General features: G+C 72.6%; 19 protein-coding genes. 10 read left to right on the plus strand and 9 right to left on the minus strand.

From position 1 onward, the window contains the following. Positions 1-78: 78 nt before the first annotated feature. Positions 79-1,311: a serine hydrolase domain-containing protein gene (locus tag AC5RWQ_RS18910; protein ID WP_494284030.1), complete on the minus strand. Its 1,233-nt coding sequence runs from the start codon at positions 1,309-1,311 to the stop codon at positions 79-81. A gap of 78 nt (positions 1,312-1,389) precedes the next feature. Between AC5RWQ_RS18910 and AC5RWQ_RS18915 the strand changes: the two genes are divergently transcribed. From AC5RWQ_RS18915 to AC5RWQ_RS18930, 4 genes are all read left to right on the plus strand, one after another. Beyond that, positions 1,390-1,983, plus strand: coding sequence for a pentapeptide repeat-containing protein (locus tag AC5RWQ_RS18915; RefSeq protein ID WP_494284031.1), 594 nt, complete (start codon positions 1,390-1,392; stop codon positions 1,981-1,983). 163 nt (positions 1,984-2,146) lie between these two features. Further along, on the plus strand, positions 2,147-3,046 hold the full coding sequence (locus AC5RWQ_RS18920; protein WP_494284032.1) for a hypothetical protein: 900 nt from the start codon (positions 2,147-2,149) through the stop codon (positions 3,044-3,046). Between the two features lie 76 nt (positions 3,047-3,122). Continuing rightward, complete coding sequence (locus tag AC5RWQ_RS18925; protein ID WP_494284033.1) at positions 3,123-3,560, plus strand: nitroreductase family deazaflavin-dependent oxidoreductase; 438 nt, start codon at positions 3,123-3,125, stop codon at positions 3,558-3,560. 98 nt (positions 3,561-3,658) lie between these two features. Next, positions 3,659-4,000 (plus strand): DUF1330 domain-containing protein, encoded by a 342-nt coding sequence (locus AC5RWQ_RS18930; RefSeq protein WP_494284034.1) that lies wholly within the window; start codon positions 3,659-3,661, stop codon positions 3,998-4,000. Between the two features lie 53 nt (positions 4,001-4,053). Here AC5RWQ_RS18930 and dacB read toward each other — a convergent pair whose 3' ends face one another. Continuing rightward, a complete protein-coding gene (dacB, locus tag AC5RWQ_RS18935) occupies positions 4,054-5,637 on the minus strand; it encodes a D-alanyl-D-alanine carboxypeptidase/D-alanyl-D-alanine endopeptidase (protein ID WP_494284035.1) in 1,584 nt (527 codons plus the stop codon). Positions 5,638-6,023: 386 nt separating this feature from the next. Between dacB and AC5RWQ_RS18940 the strand changes: the two genes are divergently transcribed. After that, positions 6,024-6,305, plus strand: a complete 282-nt coding sequence (locus tag AC5RWQ_RS18940; RefSeq protein WP_334487967.1) for a HesB/IscA family protein — start codon at positions 6,024-6,026, stop codon at positions 6,303-6,305. A gap of 1 nt (position 6,306) precedes the next feature. Here the strand turns inward: AC5RWQ_RS18940 and AC5RWQ_RS18945 are convergent, their stop codons facing one another. After that, positions 6,307-7,401 (minus strand): beta family protein, encoded by a 1,095-nt coding sequence (locus AC5RWQ_RS18945; protein ID WP_494284036.1) that lies wholly within the window; start codon positions 7,399-7,401, stop codon positions 6,307-6,309. A 429-nt stretch (positions 7,402-7,830) separates the two neighbouring features. Here AC5RWQ_RS18945 and AC5RWQ_RS18950 point away from each other — a divergent pair, with 429 nt between their 5' ends. Further along, positions 7,831-8,223, plus strand: coding sequence for a cupin domain-containing protein (locus tag AC5RWQ_RS18950; RefSeq protein ID WP_334487962.1), 393 nt, complete (start codon positions 7,831-7,833; stop codon positions 8,221-8,223). Positions 8,224-8,272: 49 nt separating this feature from the next. Then, on the plus strand, positions 8,273-10,057 hold the full coding sequence (locus AC5RWQ_RS18955) for a glycoside hydrolase family 15 protein (protein ID WP_494284037.1): 1,785 nt from the start codon (positions 8,273-8,275) through the stop codon (positions 10,055-10,057). 60 nt (positions 10,058-10,117) lie between these two features. On the opposite strand, the gene AC5RWQ_RS18960 is transcribed toward AC5RWQ_RS18955, so the two are convergent. Both AC5RWQ_RS18960 and AC5RWQ_RS18965 read right to left on the minus strand, forming a co-directional pair. Next, entirely contained in the window at positions 10,118-11,305 is a 1,188-nt protein-coding gene (locus tag AC5RWQ_RS18960; RefSeq protein WP_494284038.1) for a threonine synthase, read from the minus strand. 14 nt (positions 11,306-11,319) lie between these two features. Beyond that, positions 11,320-12,366, minus strand: a complete 1,047-nt coding sequence (locus AC5RWQ_RS18965; RefSeq protein WP_494284039.1) for a DNA polymerase ligase N-terminal domain-containing protein — start codon at positions 12,364-12,366, stop codon at positions 11,320-11,322. Between the two features lie 86 nt (positions 12,367-12,452). Here AC5RWQ_RS18965 and AC5RWQ_RS18970 point away from each other — a divergent pair, with 86 nt between their 5' ends. After that, complete coding sequence (locus AC5RWQ_RS18970) at positions 12,453-13,235, plus strand: aldo/keto reductase (RefSeq protein WP_494284040.1); 783 nt, start codon at positions 12,453-12,455, stop codon at positions 13,233-13,235. A 61-nt stretch (positions 13,236-13,296) separates the two neighbouring features. Here the strand turns inward: AC5RWQ_RS18970 and AC5RWQ_RS18975 are convergent, their stop codons facing one another. Then, positions 13,297-14,469 carry a glycoside hydrolase family 12 protein gene (locus AC5RWQ_RS18975; protein ID WP_494284041.1) on the minus strand — a complete coding sequence of 391 codons (1,173 nt, stop codon included), beginning with the start codon at positions 14,467-14,469 and terminating at the stop codon, positions 13,297-13,299. Between the two features lie 405 nt (positions 14,470-14,874). Between AC5RWQ_RS18975 and AC5RWQ_RS18980 the strand changes: the two genes are divergently transcribed. Together AC5RWQ_RS18980 and ctaD are read left to right on the plus strand one after the other, a co-directional pair. Further along, on the plus strand, positions 14,875-15,981 hold the full coding sequence (locus AC5RWQ_RS18980; RefSeq protein WP_494284042.1) for an FAD-dependent monooxygenase: 1,107 nt from the start codon (positions 14,875-14,877) through the stop codon (positions 15,979-15,981). 130 nt (positions 15,982-16,111) lie between these two features. Beyond that, the gene (ctaD, locus tag AC5RWQ_RS18985; RefSeq protein WP_334487940.1) at positions 16,112-17,872 is read left to right on the plus strand and encodes an aa3-type cytochrome oxidase subunit I; all 1,761 of its coding nucleotides are present in this window, start codon (positions 16,112-16,114) and stop codon (positions 17,870-17,872) included. A 759-nt stretch (positions 17,873-18,631) separates the two neighbouring features. Here ctaD and AC5RWQ_RS18990 read toward each other — a convergent pair. From AC5RWQ_RS18990 to AC5RWQ_RS19000, 3 genes are all read right to left on the minus strand, one after another. Beyond that, positions 18,632-19,876 carry an MFS transporter gene (locus AC5RWQ_RS18990; protein WP_494284043.1) on the minus strand — a complete coding sequence of 415 codons (1,245 nt, stop codon included), beginning with the start codon at positions 19,874-19,876 and terminating at the stop codon, positions 18,632-18,634. A gap of 64 nt (positions 19,877-19,940) precedes the next feature. Then, entirely contained in the window at positions 19,941-20,522 is a 582-nt protein-coding gene (locus AC5RWQ_RS18995) for an isochorismatase family protein (protein WP_494284044.1), read from the minus strand. Positions 20,523-20,536: 14 nt separating this feature from the next. After that, positions 20,537-21,823, minus strand: a complete 1,287-nt coding sequence (locus AC5RWQ_RS19000) for a nicotinate phosphoribosyltransferase (protein ID WP_494284045.1) — start codon at positions 21,821-21,823, stop codon at positions 20,537-20,539. Positions 21,824-21,840: the final 17 nt, after the last annotated feature.

Below are 21,840 nucleotides of genomic sequence, written 5' to 3' on the forward strand. Positions count from 1 at the left end.
AGCCTGACGGTTCGCTCGCTGCGCTCGCTCATGCCGTCCAGGCTATGGACCGGCCGCGCCGCCCGTCGCCGGAACGGCTCAGTCGATCAGGGCCGAGTAGACCAGCTGCCGCAGCTGGGAGCGGAGCGGATAGGTGCTCGACGGCATGAGCTGGGTGAACAGCAGTGCGGTGACCTCCTCCACCGGGTCCACCCAGAAGGCGGTGGAAGCCAGCCCGCCCCAGTAGAACTCGCCGACGCTGCTCGGCACCCGGGCCGGCACCGGGTCCTGCACGACGGCGAAGCCCAGGCCGAAGCCGATGCCGTCGAGCACGGTCTCGGCGAACCCCTCCGGGTGGAACGAGGCCAGGTCGCCGCCGCCGGGCAGGTGGTTGCGGGTCATGAAGCGCACCGTGCGGGGGGAGAGCAGGCGGACGCCGCCCAGCTCGCCGCCGCGCAGCAGCAGCTGGGTGAACAGGTGGTAGTCGGCCGCCGTGGAGACCAGCCCGCCGCCGCCGGAGAACCAGCCCGGTCGGGCCAGCGCGGCGGCCCCGATCCGGTCGGCGCGAACCGCCTGGCCGGTGGCCGGGTGCGGGGTGTAGAGGGCGGCCAGCCGCTTGGCGTCCGGCTCGTCGACCCACCAGCGGGTGTCGGTCATCCCCAGCGGGGTGAAGATCCGCTCGGTGAAGAACTCGTCGAGGCTCTGCCCGGAGACCACCTCGACCAGCCGGCCCAGCACGTCGGTGGAGACGCCGTAGTTCCAGCCGGTGCCGGGCTGGAACAGCAGCGGCAGCTTCGCCAGCCCGGCGGAGGCGCCCGCCAGGTCCAACCCCGGGGGTACGCCGAGGTCGTAGCCGGCGGCCCGGTAGAGCGCGTCGACCACCGAGGTCTGCGCGAAGCCGTACGTCAGGCCGGAGGTGTGGGTGAGCAGGTGCCAGACCCGGATCGGCTCGACCGCCGGCACCGTGTACGGCTTGAGGGCCGAGCCCTTGTCGAAGACCCGCACGTCGGCGTACTCCGGCAGCCAGCGGCTGATCGGGTCGGTCAGCTCGAACCGGCCCTCCTCCCAGAGCATCATCGCCGCGACGGTGGTGATCGGCTTGGTCATCGAGTAGATGCGCCAGAGCGTGTCCTGCTCCACCGGTGCGCCGGCCTCGACGTCGCGCAGCCCGTACGTCGAGGAGTGCGCGATCTCGCCGCGCCGGGTAACCACGACCTGCCAGCCGGCCAGCCGTCCGTCGTCGACGTAACGGCCGAAGTGTGCGTCGATCCGCGCCAGCCGGGCGGGGTCGAAGCCGATCAGGTCCGGGTCGGTGCTGCGTGCCACGCTCACGCCGCCGAACCTACTAGCCGGTACGCCAGGGCGGAAGGGTGGTCGGCCACCGTCGGTGGGGCCACATAGTGTGGGCCGATGCCGGAGACCATCGAGGACGTCACGTTCCGCCACGACGACTGGTACGCGGAGGAGCTGGTCGACCGGCACTTCGTGAACTGCGTCTTCCACGACGTGGACCTCACCGAGGCGACCAGCCGGGGTGCCTCCTTCACCGGGTGCACCTTCGGCACGGTGCGGTTCAACGCGTCCCGGCACGTCGACTCGGCCTTCACCCGCTGCGTGTTCAAGCGGTGCAACTTCTTCGAGGCCGAGTTCACCGGCTGCAAACTGGTCGGCAGCACCTTCGCCCAGTGCGAGTTGCGACCCCTGCGGGTCGACGGCGGCGACTGGTCCTTCGTCGCGCTCCCCGGCGCCGACCTGCGCGGAGTGAGCTTCACCGACGTGCGGATGCGCGAGACGGACCTGACCGGCGCGAACCTGACCGGCGCCACGGTGACCCGGGTCGACCTCTCCGGGGCCCAGCTGCACGCGGTCCGGCTGACCCGGGCCGACCTGCGGGGCAGTGACCTGACCGCGCTGGACCCGACGACCGTCGAGCGGGCGGGTGCGCGGATCGACGCCGAGCAGGCCGTCGTGCTGGCCCAGGCGCTCGGCTTCGAGCTCGGCTGACCTAACTGAACGGAAACATTCCATCACTACCGCTTGGTAACGAACTGGAAACGCCCACCCGCTCGCATATGGCGCATCCCGTCGCACGATGGAAACGTGAAGCCGCTCACGCCGCGCCCCCGACTCCCCGCGCGGTCCCGGCGTAGAGCGGGGGAGTGACATCGTGACGGACGACGGGATCGTGCGGATCGGGCCGGGTCCGAGCCGCCGCACGGCGCGCCGGGTGGCCCGCTCGCGGCAGCGGCGGCGCTGGGCCCTGGGCGGGGCCGCCGCCCTGGGCTGCCTGGTCGGGCTGGCGGCGTACGTCGGGTCCGGCCCGCAGGCCCCGCCGCCCGACGCGGACGTGCTGCCGGCCGCCCTGCCCACGCCCGTGTCGACACCGACCGCGGTGACCGGGGTGGGCCAGCCGACCGAGGCGGGCTTCGCCTCACCGGGGCTGCGGCCCCGGGAGCGCACACCCTCGCCCACCGCCACCCCGTCGCCCGCCTCGCCGTCGGCGACACCCAGCCCCACGCCGACCATCCCGACCCTCGACGTCGGCGCCGCCGACGTGCCGGCCGTGGTCGACCTGACCGGGCTCGGCGGCCGGGACTGGGTGCACTGGGGACTGCGCGGCACCGACCAGGTGGTCCGCAAGGGGGGCGGCACCGGCGAGATCCGGGACGAGGGCGGCCGGGGCGAGCGCGGCAGCTACGACACCAACCCCGAGTTCTTCCGCTGGCACGACGGCACCCCGGACGAGACGGTCGAGGGGACGGCCACCGGCGTGCACGTCTGCGGCGTGGGCAACGGCTTCGCCCTCTCGGTCGCCGGCAGCGGGCAGGACCGCACGGTTGACCTCTTCACCGGCGTCTGGATGGCCCGCGGCCGGCTGGACGTCCGGCTCTCCACCGGCGGGCCGACCCGCAGCCTGCGACTGGAGGACCCGCACACCACCCACACCGCCCGGTTCGTCATCCGGTTCCGCGCCCAGCCGGGGACGAAGCTGCTGGTCAACTGGACGGTGGAGGAGACCTTCGGCGGCTGCGGCAACGTCGACCTCTCCGCGGCCGCGCTGCGCTGACAGTTCGCCCGGTCGCCGACACCCCGCCGGAGTAGCGTGGGCGCGACGGTGCCCCACGATCGCGGGAGGTAGGCGGATGTCGACGAGCGAGCAGGTGCTGGACAGCCCCGAGGGTTGGGTGGCCGACCACATCCGCCGGTACGTCGAAACCGACGGCGCCGAGGGGCACGAGTGGCGTCCCGGCGTCTTCACGCTGCTGCTCACCACCCGGGGCCGCAAGAGCGGCAAGCTGCGCCGGACCGCGCTGATCTACGGCCGGGACGGCAACGACTACCTGGTGGTCGCCTCGCAGGGCGGTGCGCCGCAGCACCCCGCCTGGTATCTCAACCTGCTCGCCGACCCCGAGGTCGAGGTGCAGGTGGGCGCGGAGAGGTTCACCGCCCGCGCCCGTACCGCCGGGCCGGAGGAGAAGCCCCGGATGTGGCAGACGATGATCGCCGCCTGGCCGGCGTACGACGAGTACCAGACCAAGACCGACCGGGAGATCCCGGTGGTGGTGCTGGAACGGGTCTGACCCCTACCCGGCAGGTAATCGACGCGCGTCGGCGGCCGGCGCAGACTCGTCCCCAGCGGCCCGCAGGCGACGGGCCGGCCGACCACAGGGGAGGACCCGTGCCCGCCTTCGCGCTCGCCCACCTGCGTACCCCGCAGATCAACGAGGACGTGCTGGAGTACATCGAGCGGATCCAGTCCACGTTGGACCCGTACCAGGGACGGTTCCGGGTGCACGGGGCCGAGGTCGAGGTCATCGAGGGGGAGTGGCCCGGCACCGTGGTGATCGTCGAGTTCCCCGACGTGGAGAGCGCCCGCGCCTGGTACGCCTCCTCGGCGTACCAGGAGATCCTGCCCCTGCGGACCCGGCACATCGAGGGTTCGACGCTGATCGTCCAAGGGGTCGGGCCGGACTACGACGCCGGCCGCACCGCCGCCCGGCTGCGCCAGGCCATCGGCTGACCGGACGCGCCGGCCCCCGCGTCCCACGGGGGGACGCGGAGGCCGGCGCGGTCTCAGCAGACGATCGGCTTCACCCAGGAGCACTCGACGCCCTCCGGGACGCGCGGCGTCTCCGGCGCGGCCGGCGGCGCCAGCCGCGCGGTGGTCACGCTCTTCTCGGTGTACGAGGCCAGCGCGATCGCAATCTGGTCCTCCAACCCCTTCACCGAGGAGGCCAGGTAGTTGTTGAGCACGATGGAGAAGGCCAGCACCCGGCCGTCGGCGTCGGTGACGTAGCCGGAGAGCCCGGACACCCCGGTCAGGCTGCCGGTCTTGGCGTGCACGTTGTTCGCCGCCGGGGTGCCGCGCATCCGGCTGCGCAGCGTCCCGCCGACGAAGCGCTCGGCGTTGCCGGCGATGGGCAGGGCCGCGTACCAGGTGTCGAACCAGGGTTCCTGGCGGACCGCGGCGAGCAGGGCGGTGAACTCGCCCGGCGGGATCAGGTTGCGCCGGGACAGACCGGAGCCGTCGCGCTGGCGCAGCCGGCCGGTGTCCATCCCGGCGTTCGCGACGTACTGGCTGATCGCGGTGAGCCCGGCCGTCCAGGTGCCGGAGCCGGAGATGACGCGGCCGATCTCCTTGGTCAGCACTTCGGCGTGGCCGTTGTTGGAGAGCTTGAGGAACGGCACCATCAGCTCGGCGAGGGTCATCGAGTCGTGCCGGGCCACCGTGGCGGCGCCCTCCGGGGTCGCCTCGCCGAGCACCGTACGGCCCAGCACCCGGACCCCGTGCCGGCGCAGCGCGGCACGGAAGATGTCGGCGGCGTACCCGGCCGGCTCCCAGACGGTCATCCAGTCGCTGGACGGCTCGTCGCCGACCGCGATCTGCCCGGTGACCACGACGGTGTTGCCGCCGTGCTCCCGTTCGAAGGAGATGGTGGTCCTGCCCTCGGCGACCGTCTCGGCCCGGTTGTCGATCCGGACGTAACCGTTGGGCGGGGTCATGGTGACCACCGGCGGCGCGCCCGCGGTGCTGGCCGGGGCGGCGTGCACGATCACGTTGCCGGCGTCGTAGTCGGTGTCCGGCGCCACGGTCAGCGCGGAGACCTGTGCGGCGTAGTAGTACGACTCGTCGTCCCAGGTCCAGTCCGGACCGAGGCGGGTGCGGTCGTACCGGGTGTCGTCGGCGACCAGGTTGCCGGTCACCACCCGTACGCCGTCCGCGGCGACCTGGGCGGCGAGCGTGTCGTAGTCGGCGGCGAGCATCGTCGGGTCACCGCCGCCACGCAGGTAGAGGTCACCGGAGACCAGGCCGGCCCGGCGGGTGCCGCCGGTGTGCACGTCGGTGGTGAACCGGTGGCCCGGGCCGAGCAGTTCCAGCGCGGCGGTCGAGGTGAGCAGCTTGGTGTTGGAGGCGGGCACCAGGCGGCGGTCGCCGTTGCGGTCGTAGAGGGTTTCTCCGGTGGCGGTGTCCATGACGACCACGCCGGCCTGCGCCCCGTCGAGCCGGGCGTCGGCGAGGATCGCGTCGATGGTGGCGTGCAGCCGGGTCGCGGCCGGGGTCGGCGACTCGGCGGTGGCGGGGAGCGCGCCGGCGGCGGCCGCGGTGGCGACCAGCGTGACCAGCGCGACCGTCCGGGAAAAGAGACGACGATGCATGCGTCGACGCTGCCATGGAGATTTCCGCCAGGCAAGACTCTGGAGCGAAGGTTTTTTCCGCAAGCTGCGGTCTGGCCAGGACCGACGACCACAGCGGAGCCCGTCGGCACCAGCGGCACCACGGGCCACCCGGGGTGCCGAGCGGCATCGTCCACGCCTCCAGCGTATGGACGGTCACGACGCTGAGAAGCGGAAACGGCGAAGGCGCCCGCCGGTGTCGACAGATCCCGCTCTATTTGACGGACGCCCCGACAGGGGGCACCGTGGGTGATGAGGGCGGTACCAGGCGCCCGGATTCGCCCGGCGATGACCGATTCGCTGTCAGGCGCGCGCCGCCGACATGAGCGCGACGTCCCGATCCCGAGAAATCCACGAGGAGTTCCGCCATGCTCACCATGACCGACAACGCCGTGCTCGTGATCCGCGACCTCGCCGTCCAGCAGGACGTCGCCGAGGACGGCGGGCTGCGCATCGCGGCCGACACCGACGCTGGTTCGCTCACCATCGAACTGGTGCCCGAGCCGACGCAGGGCGACCAGGTGGTCGACGCCCAGGGCGCGCGCATCTTCCTCGACCCCGACGCGGCGGAGCTGCTCAATGACACCTCCGTCGACGCGGTCGTCGACGACGAGGGCGTGGTGCAGTTCGGCTTCACCGAGAAGGAGTGACTCAGCCGGCCCGCCGGGTCTCGCCGCCCCGGTGCGGCCGCGCGGGTCGCCCGCGCTCGGGGCCCTCCGGCCACGACCCGCGCCCCGGGTCGTGCGCCGTACGCCTCAGCGTTCCCAGCACGTACGCCAGGTGGTGGGAGGTGCTCCACGCCGTCCAGTTCGTCGGGGAGCCGACGCCGGCCGCCCGTCGGGCCCGGCGCAGCAGCTCGTGGTCGCCCCAGGAGAAGCCCGCCCCGTCCGACGGCCAGTACGGCGCGGCGACCAGCGTGCGGCACAGGTCGGCGAAGCGCTCGTCGCCCCGGCCGCCCCGCCGCGACCAGCGATAGACCCACCAGGCGCCGTCGGCCGTGTACCGCACGGTGGGCAGCCGGTCGCCCGGCGGATCACCACCGGGCACGGCCGGGGCGACGCCGTAGTCGCCGTACCCGACGCCCAGCTCCGCCAGGCGTCGCCAGAGCAGCCAGTCCCAGCGGTCCAGGCGTACCGGCTCGTCGGTGGGGAGCCGGGACACCGCCGGTGGCATCCCACCGGCGGCCACGGTGACCGTGCGCCAGCTGTGCCGGCGCGCCCAGTCCACCAGCCGCCGCAGCCGGGGCTCGGCGACCCGCAGGTCCGCCGGGCAGCACACGTCCGCGGCGTCGACGATCAGGTCGCACTGCTCCGGAACCAGCCGGGCGTACCGCCAGATCCGCTCCACCGCCGTGGTGGTCGCGTGCGGACCCGCCCGGTCCTGGCCGGCCCGCAGCCGGACGACCGCCCGCCCGGCGTACGCCCGCGCCGCCGTCCCGTGTGCCACCAGCCGCTCGTCGCTGTCGGCCAGCCCGATCACCGGCACCACCGGTACGCCCCACCGGGCCAGCTCGGTCTCGGTCGCGTCGGGCAGGGCGGAAACGTCCACGGCCGGCAGCAGCCCGGCCGGCAGCCGGCCCAGCAGGTCGACCACGCCGGCGTCGACGACTGCGAGGTCGAGCACCGGAGCGAGCAACGGGGCCGTGGCACTGTCGAGGTGACCCAGCGCCTCCAGCTCGCCCCGACGGCAGGCGAGGATGGGGCGGTAGACCGGTCCCGCCACCCGACCCCCGTGGGTGGGCACCATACTTCAATCTAGCCAGACATTCGTCACCGTCACAGGGTCCAACGGCCCCCACGGCACGCAATCGGTGCTGGGGAGCCGATTCGTCCCGCTCCCACCCGCCGGTCGGGGCCTGGTCGGCATTGGCCGGGGTCGACGTCGCGGACCGGCCGTTCCACCTGGCGGTACTGGCCCTGAGGGGCCCGACCGTACCCGGAGACGAGCGCACGGCGCCGCCCGACCCAGGGGTCGTCACGTCGCCGCGCTCCGGCCGTCTCCCACCACCGCAGCCATCCGGCGGTACGCCAGCGGGGACCTGGCTCAACCGGCGTTGTCGCGCCGGTTGGAGTACCCGATCCCCGTTACCACCGGGACCAAACCTCCACCCGGTGGGGAATTCCACCATCTGCCAGTCCCGGCGTGATCCGGGTCCACGGCGGGTATGAGCGCGCCATGGAGCATTTCACGATCGCGACCGTGGCCCAGAAGAGTCCGGACTTCCGCCGGGTGCTCTGGACCGGTGAGAAGACCCAACTGGTGATCATGACCATTCCGCCGGGCGGCGAGATCGGTGAGGAGGTCCACGAGGGCATCGACCAGATCCTGACCTTCGTCAGCGGCACCGGTGAGGCACGGGTCGCGGGCGAGAAGAAGGAGGTCGCCCAGGGCGACCTGGTGGTCGTGCCCGCGGGGACGAAGCACAACTTCGTCAACACCGGGCCGAACCCGCTGGTGCTCTACACCGTCTACGGGCCGCCGGAGCACGCCGACCAGGTGGTGCACCGCACCAAGGAGGAGGCCGACGCGGCGGAGGCGGCCGGCGAGGACGAGCCCCCGACGTCCTGACCCGGGAGCGGCCCGGTCTGATCCGGGTCGCGCCGGGTACCCGGCGCCGGTGGACCAGCCGGCGATCTCCGACTACGCGTTCCTCTCCGACAGCCGCTCCGGCGCGCTGGTCGGGCGGGACGGCGGGATCGACTGGTGGTGCCCGGACCGCTTCGACGCGCCGTCGGTCTTCGGCCGGCTGCTCGACCCGGACGCCGGCCACTGGCGGCTCGCCCCGCTGGGCCCGGCCCGGGTCGAGCGGTCGTACCTGCCGGACACGCTGGTGCTGCGCACCGTCCACCACACTCCCGAGGGGAGCGTCGCGGTCACCGACGCGCTCGCCGCCGAGCTGGGCGCCCGGGGGCACGAGTTGGGCATGAACTCGCCGGCGGTGCTGCTGCGGGTGGTGGAGGGGCTGAGCGGGCGGGTCCGGGTCGGTCTGGACTTCGCGCCGCGCCCCGAGTACGGCCTGCTCACGCCGTACCTGCACGAGCAGCCGGACGGGGCGGTGCTGGCGGCGGCCGGCCCGGTCACGCTGACCCTGCGCAGCACCGGGTTGGCCCTGCGGGCCGGGCGTGACCGGGTCCGGCACGAGTTCGAGGTGGACGCCGGGGAGCGGGTCGGCTTCGACCTGGCGTACGCGCCCGCCTACGGCGCCCCGCCGGCCCGGATGGACCCGCTCGTCGCCATCGCCGAGACCGTGCAGGCCTGGGAGGCGTACCGGGAGAGCCACCGGTACGACGGCGAATTCGCCGCCCAGGTCCGGCACAGTGCGACCGTCCTCACCGGCCTGACGTACGCGCGCAGCGGCGCGGTCGCCGCGGCGCTGACCACCTCGCTGCCGGAGCGGATGGGCGGGGACCCCAACTACGACTACCGCTACTTCTGGCTGCGCGACTTCTCGATGACCATGCGCGCGCTCTGGGTGGCGGCCTGCCCCGACGAGGCCGACCGGCTCTTCGCCTGGGCGGCCCGGTCGATCGGGCGGATCGGCGACCAGCCGGTGCCGGTGCTGTTCGGGCTGGAGGGGGAGCGCGACCTCTCCGAGCACGAGTGCGTCCACCTGCGCGGGTACGCCGACAGCCGGCCGGTGCGGATCGGCAACGACGCCTGGCGGCAGCGGCAGCTCGACGTGCCCGGGGAGGTGATCTCGGCGGTCTGGCGGCTGCACGACTACCTGGGCGACACCTTCGCCGAGGAGCTCCGGGAAATGGTGGTCGGGCTGGCCGAGCAGGTGGCCGCGACGTGGCGGCAGCCGGACCGGGGGATGTGGGAGACCCGGGACACCGAGCGGCACTACCTGTCGTCCAAGGTGCTCTGCTGGGTGGCGCTGAACCGGGCGGTGCAGCTGGCGCCCCGGCTCGGGGAGCGGGCCGACGTGCCGCGCTGGGCGGCGATCCGGGACGAGATCCGCGAGACCGTGCTGCGGGAGGGCTGGAACGAGCGGATCGGCGCGTTCACCGGGGCCTTCGGGTCGGCGGAGCTGGACGCCTCGGCGCTCTTCCTGCCGGTGGTGCACTTCCTGCCGGCGACCGATCCCCTGATGCGGTCGACCATCGAGGTGGTGGAGCGGGAGCTGGGCACCGACGAGGGCCTGGTGCGCCGCTGGAACACCGACCCGGCCGGCTTCGTGCTCTGCTCGTTCTGGCTGGTGGAGTGTCTGGTGCTGGCCGGGGAGCGGGAGCGCGCCCGGCGCCTGTTCGAGAAGGTGCTCGGGTACGCCAACGACGTGGGGCTCTTCGCCGAGCAGATCGACCTGGGCAGCGGCGTCCAGTTGGGCAACACCCCGCAGGCGCTGTCCCACATCGGGTTGATCAACGCGGCCTGGCGGTTGACCGATCCCACCACGGACTGAGTGGCCGGCGGGACCCGGCAACACCACCACCGGCGCCCCGCGGACCGGCCGCGCCGAACCTCAGATCACCGGTACGCCGGAGACGTCCACCGTCTCCGGGTACTTCAGCCCCGCTCCGGTGTTCAGCACCACCACCCGCTCGCCGGCCCGGATCCACCCGCCGGCCCGCAGCTGCCGGGCGGCGGTCAGGCAGGCCGCCCCCTCCGGGCAGAGCAGCAGCCCCTCCCGGGCGGCGAAGTCCCGCAGGTCGGTCAGGATCTCCTCGTCGTCGACCGCGAGCGCCGTCCCACTGCTCTCCCGCAGCGCGTCCAGGATCAGCTCGTCGCCGAGCGGGGACGGCACGGTGATCCCGAAGGCCACGGTGTCGGCGTCCTGCCACGGGGTCGCCCGCGGCTCGCCGGCGGCGAACGCCCGGACGATCGGGGCGCAGCCGGTGGACTGCACCGCCACCAGCCGGGGCAGCTTGTCCTCGATCCAGCCCAGCTCGCGCAGCTCGTGCATTGCCTTGTGGATGCCGATCAGCCCGACCCCGCCGCCGGTGGGATAGATGATCACGTCGGGCACCTGCCAGCCGAGCTGCTCGACGATCTCGTACCCCATGGTCTTCTTGCCCTCGAGGCGGTACGGCTCGCGCAGCGTGCCGGCGTCGAAGACCGCGCCGTCCGAGCCGGCGACCAGCTCCGCCACCCACTTCCCGGCGTCGCTGATCAGCCCGTCCACCAGCCGCAGGTCCGCCCCGGCGGCCAGGCACTCCCGACGGCAGATGGTCGGCGCGTCCAGTGGCATGGCGATGGTGGCGCCCATCCCGGCCCGGGCCGCGTACGTCGCCCAGGCCGCCCCCGCGTTGCCGTTGGTGGGCATGGCGATCCGCTGCACGCCCAGCTCGCGGGCCCGGCTCACGCCCACCGCCGCGCCGCGTGCCTTGAACGAGCCGGTCGGCATGAGGCCCTCGTCCTTGACGATCAGGTCGGGGATGCCGATCTCCTGCCCGTACGCCGGGGCGCGCAGCAGCGGCGTCCAGCCCTCGCCCAACGTGGTGACGTGCCGCTCGTCGGCCACCGGCAGCAGCTCGCGGTAGCGCCACAGGTCGGCCGGGCGCAGCCCGAACTGCTCCGGGGTGACCGTGGCGGCCACCGCGTCGAGGTCGTAGCGGGCCAGCAGCGGCGAGCCGCACCCACAGAGGTTGGTCAGCCGGCCGGCGTCGTGCTTGCGGCCGCAGCGCGGACATTCCAGGTGGGTCAGGTTCACGTCGCTCCTCGCCGTCAGCTCACGTCGATGGTCAGCCACCGCCGGCTGGCCCGGCCCGGCTCGTAGACCGAGTCCAACCGCTTGGCGATCACCCCGGGCAGGCCCTGCTGCCGGGCGGTCTCCAGCGCCTCGGCGCCGGTACCTGGGAACCACGGCGGAGTCTGCCAGTGCGGCCCGGCGGGCGCCAGATCGTCGAGCAGCTCACGGCGCTGCGCGTACGGCACGTCGACGCTGGTCACGCCCTCCAGCCAGAGCAGGTCCACGATCAGGAACTGGGCGTCCGGCGCGGCCTTCCCGGCGCGCGCCGGGCGGACCCGGCCGGCGCCGTCGAACCGCACCAGCACGCCGTCCAGCACGGCCTCCGTCGGCGCCAGCGCCTCGGCCAGCTCCCGCAGCCACGGGTACGCCCCGGTGACGTCGGCGTCGTCCGCGTCGCGCAGTCGCAGCCGGCCGCCGGAGACGTACGCCATCGCGCGGACGCCGTCCCAGCGCAGCTCGTACCCCCAGTCGGCCTGGTCCCGGGGGAGCCGGGCGGCCGGGGTGGGACGCATCGGGCGGATCAGCTCCGGCATGCTCGTCCAGCCGGGCGGGGGTGGGTCGGTGCGCCGGACCATCCAGTCCCGGCCGTCCTTGCCGCCGGTGGCGAAGAGGATGTACCGGCCGCTGGTCCGCTCCCCGTCGAGCACCACGACCACCTCGTCGTCCTGCCACTTCTCGCAGGCGTAGGTGCCCCGGTCGTGGATCGTCATCCGGCCGCCGCCGTACTCGCCGGCCGGGATCTCGCCGTGGAAGTCGAGGTACTGCATCGGGTGGTCCTCGGTGTGCACGGCGAGGTGGTTGCGGCCGGTGTCCCGGGGTAGCCCGCGCGGCACCGCCCAGGAGGCGAGCACCCCCTCGTGCTCCAGCCGCAGGTCCCAGTGCAGCGAGCGGGCGTGGTGCTGCTGGATCACGAACCGGGCCTCGCCGGCCCGGCGGCGCCCGCGCGGCGGTTTCCGCGGTACGGGCTCCGGGGTGCGGGCCGCGTCCCGCTTGCGCCGGTACTCCTCCAGCCGGTCAGCCACACCGGCATTCTCCGGCAATCCGCCTGCCTCCGCCGGTTGCCCGGTTCCGGGGCATGTCGTGGGCGATCACGGGTAGAACGGTCGGTATGGACCACGACCAGCCCACCGTCACGCTCCCGGGCGACGTGCGGATGCCCCTGCTCGGCTTCGGCACCTGGCAGGCCACCGGCCAGGCCGGGTACGACGCTGTGCTGGCCGCCCTGGACGCCGGCTACCGCCACCTCGACACCGCCACCATGTACGGCAACGAGAAGGAGGTGGGTCGGGCGGTCCAGGAGAGCGGGCTGCGCCGGGAGGACCTCTTCGTCACCACCAAGCTGCCTCCGGACCGGGTGGGCCGGGAACGGGAGACGATCGAGGCGAGCCTGCGCGCCCTCGACATGGAGTACGTCGACCTGTGGCTGATCCACTGGCCGCCGTCGTCACCGGCGGACAGCATCCCGATGTGGCGGGAGCTGCTCGCCGCCCGGGACGAGAACCTGGTCCGTGCGGTCGGGGTGAGCAACTACAGCACCTCCCAGATCGACGAGCTGATCCAGGCGACCGAGGAGAACCCGGCGGTGAACCAGATCCGCTGGAGCCCGTCGCTCTACGACCGGCAGCGGCACGTCGAGCACCGGGACCGGGGCGTGGTGCTGGAGGGTTACAGCCCGTTCAAGACCAGCGACCTCGCCGACCCGGTGCTGACCCGGATCGCGGCCGCGCACGACGTCTCGCCGGCCCAGGTGGTGCTGCGCTGGCACATCGACCACGAGATCGTCGTCATCCCCAAGTCGGTGACCCCGGAGCGGATTCGCGTCAACTTCGACATCTGGCGCTTCTCGCTGACCGCGGAGGAGATGCGCGACATCGACGCCCTCGGCGGCTGAGTGACCTGGAGGGGAAGGGGCGTGACCGAGCTGGTCGCGCCCCTTCCCTCTGGCGTGGTCGTCAGACACGCGAGCAGGCCACGCCGTTGAGCGAGAAACTGGTCGGCGGCGTGTACGCCCCGCTCAGCGTCGCCTGGTACCCGAAGCTCGTCGACGCCCCCGGCGACAACGTCCCGTTGAAGCTGACGTTCTTCGCGCTGACCGCGGACCCGCTCTGCGTCACGGTCGCGTTCCAGGCGTTGGTGACCTGCTGCCCGGACGGCAGGTTGTAGGTCAGGTTCCAGCCGTTGATCGTCCCGGAACCCTTGTTGGTGATCACCACATCGGCGGTGAAGCCGTTGTTCCACACGCTGGTCGGCGTGTACTTCACCGTGCAGGCCGCACCCGAGGGCGGGGGAGTGGTCGACGGCGACGAGGTGGGCGTCGGCGTCGGCGAGGAGGTCGCGGGCGGGGTGGTCGGCGGGGTGGTGGAGCCGCCGGTGTTGACGCTCTGCGAGAAGGAGTTCACCGCCAGGCCGGCACCGCCCTGCCAGGGCTCGAAGCCGGCCTGGATGCTGCTCAGGTACCAGTCGTTGGTGATCGCACCCCGGTTGCGGGTGTCGTTGATGAACTCCATGACGTCGAAGCTCATGCTCTGGATCGGCGACGGCGCCAGGTAGGAGATGACGTTGTTCTGGCCGTTGCTGCCGCGCCAGACCGCCCAGCTGCGGCCGGCGAGGGTGGTGTTGCCCACCGGCGAGCCGATCGGCTGGATCGAGCCCTGCCGGTTGAACCAGATCATGATCTCCATCTGGTTGACCCCGTCCTTCTTCGGCGTCGGGTCGAGCCAGATGTCGTACGCGGCGTCGTAGCTGGCGCCGCTGACGTAGTTGTAGGAGATGCTGCTCGGCGCGCTGCTGATCGACTTCACCTGGATGGGCATGTTCGTGCCGGGGGAGCAGTTGGTGTAGTGGCAGCCTGCGAAGATCGACGGGTACGACACCGGCGCGCCGTTGGTCGGCGACGAGCCGTCCTGACGGGTGATGCTGAAGCCGGTGCTGGTGACGTTGATGCACTGTTGGGCGGTGGTGCCCCAGCGGTTGTTCTGCACCACGTACCGGTTGCCGATGACCGTCGAGCCGAACTGCTCGCAGATCTGGGTGTCGGCGGAGGCGTTGCCGCCGAGCGCGACGGCGACCAGCGATCCGGCGGCCAGCAGGCCGGCTGTCGCGATGGCCCGGAGTGAACGTTTCATGATGCTCCTTGGACTTCGGCGCGGGGGTGCCGACGTGACGGGGGATACGGGCGGGAGCGCTCCCAAGTTCAGTCGATACATTTACATGTCTGCAACAGGGATGCAACCGAACCGGTTCAGCGAAATCGCGCCGATGGGCCGGCGCTCAGCCGTGTGGAAGTTCTGCGAAAGCCGAACAGCCTCCGGATGGGCCGGGTGAAGCCGCAGCTCAGCCGGGGGTTCAGGGTTTATCGGCGGCATGGACGAGGGCTGGTCGGCCGCGCGGGATGGGAATCCCGTACGTGAATAACCACGACGATCCGAGGATCGTGCGTACAGGGCCGATAGGGCCTTCCGGGCGTCGAACGCGGGGAGTAGTGTCTTGCCTCCAACGCGTGCCGAACCCCTCCGGAGGCGTACACCACCATGGGTGGCTCCCCCCTGCGCATCCTCGTCGTCGGCGCGGGCATCGCCGGCCTGGCCGTGGCCCGGGCGCTGCGGATGGCAGGCTTCCGGCCGGACGTCACCGAGAAGCTCCCGACGAACGAACTCGTCGACACCGGTCTCTACCTGCCCGGCAACGCCGACCGCGCGCTGCGCCGGCTCGACCTGGACGGCCCGGTCCACCGGCTCGGGCAGGTGATCCACCGCCAGCGCTTCCTGGACGCCGCGGGCGACCCGCTCTGTGAGGTGGATCTCGACGCTCTCTGGGGCGGCGTCGGCGAGTGCCGGGCGCTGCCCCGCCGGGACCTGTACCAGGTGCTGCTCAGCGGCGCGGGCGGTGCGGTCCGGCACGGCGCGGAGGTCAGCACGGTGGAATTGCTGCCCGCCGGGGTCGCGGTCACCTTCACCGACGGCACCGGCGACGAGTACGACCTGGTCATCGGCGCCGACGGCCCGCGCTCGGCGGTCCGCGCCCTGGCCGCGCTCGGCGGCCCGCCCCGCCCCGCCGGCCAGGTCGTCTACCGCGGCGTGGTCCGCGACGGCCCCGACGTCACCGACTGGACGGCGCTGCTCGGGCAGCGCGCCGGCTTCCTGGTCGTACCGCTCGGCGCCGGGCGGCTGTACTGCTACGCCGACGAGGCGGGCACGGTCGCCCCGGCCGACCCGGTGGCCCGGCTCGGCGAACTCTTCGGCGACTACGGCGGCCCGGTGCCGGCGGTGCTGGAGTCACTGCGCGACGTGCAGGTCGGCGTCACCGACGAGGTCGAGCTGGGCCGCTGGTACCGGGGCCGGGTGCTGCTGGTCGGCGACGCCGCCCACGCCACCGCGCCGACCCTGAGTCAGGGCGCGGCGATGGCCCTGGAGGACGCGGTGGTGCTCGCCGAGTCGCTCCGGGCGGCCGGCAGCGTCGAGGCAGCGCTGGTGGCGTACGAGAGTCGCCGTCGCCCGCGTACCCGATGGGTGCGGGACCGGACCCGGGACCGCAACCGCACCCGGGACGTGCCGCCGGCGCTGCGCGACCCGCTGCTGCGCGGACGCGGCGGACGAATATTCCGGGAGCACTACCGGCTGCTCGTCGACCCGCTGTAGGGCGGCCGTCCATCCTGCCCCACCACCCCGATCGGCGGTGCCACCTTCCGGGGACTATCCTCCTTGCGGATGACGGCCCGCCGATAACCAGCGCGTGCCGAGCGGGACAACCGAGAACCGGAGGCCATTCGTGACCACCGTCGCACCCAAGCCGGTCGTGACCCGGCCATGGCCGGTCCGAGAGCCGGTCAAGGGGTCGGCCATCGCGCGGCTGCTGCGCACCACGGACGCGAAGCAGATCGGGATCATGTACATGGTCACCGCGTTCGTGTTCTTCATGATCGGTGGCCTGATGGCCCTGATCATGCGTGCCGAGCTCGCGCGGCCCGGGCTGCAGTTCCTGTCGCCCGAGCAGTACAACCAGCTCTTCACCATGCACGGCACGATCATGCTGCTGTTCTTCGCGACGCCGATCGTGTTCGCCTTCGGCAACTACGTCGTGCCGCTGCAGATCGGCGCGCCCGACGTCTCGTTCCCCCGGCTGAACGCCTTCGCGTACTGGCTGTACCTCTTCGGCGGGACGATGGCCACCGCGGGCTTCATCGCCCCGGGCGGCGCCGCCGACTTCGGCTGGTTCGCCTACGTGCCGCTGAGCACCGTTGAGCACTCGCCCGGCGTCGGCGCCAACATGTGGATCGTCGGCCTGGCCATCTCCGGTCTGGGCACGATCCTCGGCGCGGTCAACATGATCACCACGATCCTGACCCTCCGCGCGCCCGGCATGACCATGTTCCGGATGCCGATCTTCACGTGGAACCTGCTGGTCACGAGCCTGCTCGCGATCCTGGTCTTCCCGCTGCTCGCCGCGGCCCTCTTCGCGCTCGCCGCGGACCGGCTGATCGGCGCGCACGTGTACGACGCGGCCACCGGCGGCCCGATGCTCTGGCAGCACCTCTTCTGGTTCTTCGGGCACCCCGAGGTGTACATCATCGCGCTGCCGTTCTTCGGCATCATCAGCGAGGTCATCCCGGTCTTCTCCCGGAAGCCGATCTTCGGCTACAAGGGCCTGGTCGCCGCGACCGTCGGCATCGCCGCGCTGTCGATGAGCGTCTGGGCGCACCACATGTTCGCCACCGGCCAGGTGCTGCTGCCGTTCTTCAGCTTCCTCAGCTACCTGATCGCCGTGCCGACCGGTATGAAGTTCTTCAACTGGATCGGCACCATGTGGCGGGGCCAGATCAGCTTCGAGACGCCGATGCTCTTCGCGGTCGGCTTCCTGGTGACGTTCCTCTTCGGTGGTCTCACCGGTGTGCTGCTGGCCAGCCCGCCGCTGGACTTCCACGTCTCCGACTCGTACTTCGTGGTGGCGCACTTCCACTACGTGCTCTTCGGCACCATCGTGTTCGCCGTCTTCTCCGGCATCTACTTCTGGTTCCCGAAGATGTTCGGCCGAATGCTCGACGAGCGGCTCGGCAAGATTCACTTCTGGCTGACCATGATCGGCTTCCACACCACGTTCCTGATCCAGCACTGGCTCGGTAACGAGGGCATGCCCCGTCGGTACGCCGACTACCTGCCCGGTGACGGCTTCACCACGCTGAACACGATCTCCACCATCGGCGCGTTCATCACCGGTATCTCGACCCTGCCGTTCCTCTGGAACTGCTGGAAGTCGTACAAGACCGGCCCGGTGGTCGAGGTCGAGGACCCGTGGGGCCACGGCAACTCGCTCGAGTGGGCGACCAGCTCCCCGCCCCCGCTGCGGAACTTCGACCGGATGCCGCGGATCCGCTCCGAGCGGCCCGCCTTCGACTACAAGTTCCCGGAGCTGGCCGCTGGCGGCCAGAGCCTGGCCGGCCCGCCCGAGGGTGGCGCCAAGCCGCTGACCAGCGAGTCCAACGGTGGCGCCAGCTACCAGGAGGACACCGCCGGCAACCTCGACCAGCGCTGACCCACCGCGACACGTCCGACGGGCGCCGCACCCCACCAGGGGTACGGCGCCCGTCGCCGTTCTGCCGGTCCGCGCCGCCCCGCTGCTGGTCCACTCCGCCCGGCTGCCGTTCCTCGACGGGGTCGGTCCTTTCCTCCGGCCGCTCGTCGCCGGCCTGACCCGTCATGAGGGCTGAGCCGTCGGCAGGGCCGGCCCCCCGCAGGGCCCCCCCGGCAGGCCCCCCGCAGGGCCGGCCCCTCGGCAGGGCTGAGCCGTTGGCGGGCCCTTGGGCGCGTGCGGGTTCGTGCGCTTTCCACCGACCCAGCGACGACCACTGCATCCGGCACCGGGTTTGTCCCTCCCGCAGGGCGTGATCACGTGGAGCAACGTCCGACGGAGCGAATCCGCTCATGAGCGGTATGACTCTCCGTCATATTTATGACGGAGAGTCATACCGCTGTTGGGGGATACGTTGCCCGGGCGGTCGGGCGAGTAAGTCGGGCTCGGCGCCCGGTCGGCCACCATCGATCCCAATGGGCCCGCTGGCCGCTGGCCCGCTGGCCCGGGAAGGCCGCTGGTCCGGAGGCCCGGAAGGCACGCAGGCCCGGAAGGCACGCAGGCCCGGAAGGCACGTAGGCCCGGAAGGCACGCAGGCACGCAGGCCCGGAAGGCACGCAGGCACGCAGGCCCGGGGGCCCGGGGGCCCGGAGGCCCGCAGGTCCACAGGCCCGGAGGATCCCGTCGGCTCGTGGGGCCGGCGGGGCCGGCCGGTGGGTGTCGTCAGTGGGTGGCGGGGGCCAGGTCGGCGACGGTGGGCTCGACCGGGATGGCGTGCACAAGGTCGGGCCGGGTGGCGGCCTGCCGTCGGTGACGCAGCTCGACAGGCAATACCACGAGGGCCACCAGCAGCCCGAGCGCGCCGGTCACCGCGAAGCCCCACGGCGGCGCGCTCGCGTCGATCACCGCGCCGGCCAGCGGCGCGCCCAGCGCGATGCCGACCGTCACGGCGGAGCCGTGCAGGCCCATCGCCTCGCCGCGTACCCCGGCGGGGGCCAACCGGCTGACCGCGTCGGCGGTGGCGGCGAGCGTCGGGGCGCAGAGCGCGCCGGCCGGGAGCAGTGCCAGGCAGAGCAGCCACCAGTGCCCGCCGCCCAGCCCGACCGGGATGGTGCACGCGGCGAGCGCGGCCACCAGCACCAGCGGGGTGAAGGAGCGGTGGACCGCCCCGTACGCGAACCCGCCGACCAGCGACGCGATCGCCCAGACGGTGAGCACCGCGCCCGTCCAGCCGACCTCGCCGCCGGCCCGCAGCACGGCGACCACGGCGACGTCGGTGCCACCGAGTACCAGGGTCGCGGCGGTGCTCACCGCGAGCACGGCCAGCAGCCGCGGGGTCAGCCACTCCCGCCGGGCAACCCGGGGCCGCGGGCCGGCGGGTTCGGCGGCACCGCGGGTGGGCGGGTTCAGCAGCCAGAACGCGACGCCGGAGGCGACGATGCCGGCGCCGACCAACCAGAGCGTGGTCCGCGCGGAGATGGTGGCGGCCAGGGCCACCGCGACCGCCGGCCCGACCATGAACGACAGCTCCACGGACATCGAGTCCAGCGCGTACGCCGCGCGGCGCTGCTCGGCGGGCACCAGCGCGGCGATCGACTGGCGGACCACCGAGAAGACCGGCAGGGCGAGCAGCCCGGCGAGAAACGCGGCGGGCAGCAGCACCGGGTAGCTCAGCGCCGGGGCGCTGGCCCAGAAGACCGCCTCGGCCACGGTGGTGAGAGCGAGGACCGGGCGTAGGCCGCGCCGGTCGACCAGGCGGCCGAGCAGCGGTGAGCCCACCGCCGCCCCCACGGTCAGCGCGGCGCCGACCAGGCCGGCCGCGCCGTAGCCCCGACCGAGGTCGAGCACGACGAAGAAGGTGAGCGTCACCCCGGTCGCGGTGAGCGGGATGCGGGCCAGCACCGACACCAGCAGCAGGGGGCGGAGCCCGGGCAGCGCGAGCGCGTGCCGGTAAGGCGTCAGGTTCATGATGGTCCGTACCTCCGGCGGTCATCCTCGACCGGAGGTACGACATCGGCAAGCGATTACCGGCTCAAGCGGCCCTGATCACAGGCTTCCCGGAGAGGGTCACCCCGGCCCCGTCCATAGCGCGCAGCGCCACGTCGAGGGTCTGCGCGGCGACGGCGGCGGTCAGGTCGAGCAGCACGGTGGTGGCGAACCGCTCCCGGGCGGCATCCAGCGCGGTGGCCCGGACGCAGTGGTCGGTGGCGATGCCGACCAGGTCGACCCGGTCCACGTCGTGTCGGCGCAGCCAGTCGGCCAGGCATTCGCCGTCGTCGGCGTGCCCCTCGAAGCCGGAGTACGCCGCCGCGTGCTCGCCCTTGTGGAAGATCACCTCGACCCGGTCGGTCTCCAGGTCGGGGTGGAACTCGCTGCCGGCGGTGCCGACCACGCAGTGCCGGGGCCAGGAGTCCACGTAGTCGGGCGGGTTGCCGAAGTGCGCGCCCGGGTCGACGTGGTAGTCCTTCGTGGCGACCACGTGGTCCCAGCGTTCCGGCTCGGCGGCGAGCAGCCGGGAGATGCCGGCCGCGACGCCGGCCCCGCCCGCGACGGCGAGCGAGCCGCCCTCGCAGAAGTCGTTCTGCACGTCCACGATGATCAAGGCGTTGGCCATCGGTCGCTCCTTCGTCAGCTTGCCGGTACCACGGTGACCGGAATGGCCGGGTCACCGCCGGAGAGCTTCAGGCCCTCCCACGGGATGGAGATCAGGCACTGCCGCAGGTGCTCGCGGGACTCGTCCAGGGAGGGCAGCTCGACCGGCTCCCCGTCGATCACGAAGGATCGCTGGAGCAGCCGGTCGTTCGGGCGGCGGTCCGGCACCCCCTGCGGCACGATGACCTCCTCGGTGGCGGTGCCGGTGGGCTTGTGCCGGCGTACCGCCACCTTCCGGCCGCCGATGGTGGCCTTGTGCTCGGAACGCTTGACCACCGGGCGCCCGTCCACCTCGACCAGCTTGTAGACTAGGCCGGCGGTGGGGGCGCCGGAGCCGGTGACCACGGCGGTGCCGGCGCCGTACATGTCGACCGGCTCGGCGGCGAGCGAGGCGATCGCGTACTCGTCGAGGTCACCGGAGACGATGATCTTCGTCTCGGTGGCGCCGAGCGAGTCGAGGAGCTCCCGGGACTGCTGGGCGATCACCGCGAGGTCCCCGGAGTCGATCCGGACGGCCCGCAGCTCCGGCCCGGCCACCTCGATGGCGTTGCGGATGCCCTGGCTGATGTCGTACGTGTCGACGAGCAGCGTGGTGTCCTTGCCCAGCGTGGTGACCTGCGAGGCGAACGCCGCCTTCTCGTCGTCGTGCAGCAGGGTGAAGGCGTGCGCGGCGGTGCCGGCGGTCGGAATGCCGTAGCGCTGCCCGGCGGCGAGATTGGAGGTGAACCGGAAGCCGGCCAGGTACGCCGCCCGGGCCGCGGCCACCGCCGCCTCCTCGTGCGCCCGCCGGGAACCCATCTCGATCAGCGCCCGGCCGCGGGCCGCCGTGACCATCCGGGCGGCGGCCGCCGCGACCGCGCTGTCGTGGTTGAGCACCGACAGCACCAGCGTCTCCAGCACCACGCACTCGGCAAAGCCCCCGGAGACGGTGAGGATCGGGGAGCCGGGGAAGAAGAGCTCACCCTCGGCGTACCCGTCGACGTCGCCGGTGAAGCGATAGCCGGCCAGCCATTCGGCGGCCCGCTCGTCGACCACCCCGGTACGGCGCAGGAAGTCGACCTCCTCGGCGTCGAACCGGAAGTTGCGGATCATCTCCACCAGCCGGCCGGTCCCGGCCACCACGCCGTAACGGCGCCCGGCCGGCAGCCGCCGGCTGAACACCTCGAAGGTGCAGCGGCGGTCGGCGGTGCCGTCGTGCAGGGCGGCGCTGATCATCGTCAGCTCGTAGTGGTCGGTCAGCAGCGCGGGGCGAAGGGTGCTCACCGCCCCAGCCTAGAGTT

The sequence above is a fragment of the Micromonospora sp. BS32 genome (genome assembly GCF_059089345.1).

What these genes read in the sequence shown, in the direction of transcription:
- AC5RWQ_RS18980 (WP_494284042.1), top strand. Translation starts at nt 14,875, where the DNA reads ATGGGTGGCTCCCCCCTGCGCATCCTCGTCGTCGGCGCGGGCATCGCC.
- AC5RWQ_RS18995 (WP_494284044.1), bottom strand. Translation starts at nt 20,522, where the DNA reads ATGGCCAACGCCTTGATCATCGTGGACGTGCAGAACGACTTCTGCGAG.
- dacB (WP_494284035.1), bottom strand. Translation starts at nt 5,637, where the DNA reads ATGCATCGTCGTCTCTTTTCCCGGACGGTCGCGCTGGTCACGCTGGTC.
- AC5RWQ_RS18950 (WP_334487962.1), top strand. Translation starts at nt 7,831, where the DNA reads ATGGAGCATTTCACGATCGCGACCGTGGCCCAGAAGAGTCCGGACTTC.
- AC5RWQ_RS18940 (WP_334487967.1), top strand. Translation starts at nt 6,024, where the DNA reads ATGCTCACCATGACCGACAACGCCGTGCTCGTGATCCGCGACCTCGCC.
- AC5RWQ_RS18970 (WP_494284040.1), top strand. Translation starts at nt 12,453, where the DNA reads ATGGACCACGACCAGCCCACCGTCACGCTCCCGGGCGACGTGCGGATG.
- AC5RWQ_RS18945 (WP_494284036.1), bottom strand. Translation starts at nt 7,401, where the DNA reads ATGGTGCCCACCCACGGGGGTCGGGTGGCGGGACCGGTCTACCGCCCC.
- AC5RWQ_RS18975 (WP_494284041.1), bottom strand. Translation starts at nt 14,469, where the DNA reads ATGAAACGTTCACTCCGGGCCATCGCGACAGCCGGCCTGCTGGCCGCC.
- AC5RWQ_RS18925 (WP_494284033.1), top strand. Translation starts at nt 3,123, where the DNA reads ATGTCGACGAGCGAGCAGGTGCTGGACAGCCCCGAGGGTTGGGTGGCC.
- AC5RWQ_RS18990 (WP_494284043.1), bottom strand. Translation starts at nt 19,876, where the DNA reads ATGAACCTGACGCCTTACCGGCACGCGCTCGCGCTGCCCGGGCTCCGC.
- AC5RWQ_RS18915 (WP_494284031.1), top strand. Translation starts at nt 1,390, where the DNA reads ATGCCGGAGACCATCGAGGACGTCACGTTCCGCCACGACGACTGGTAC.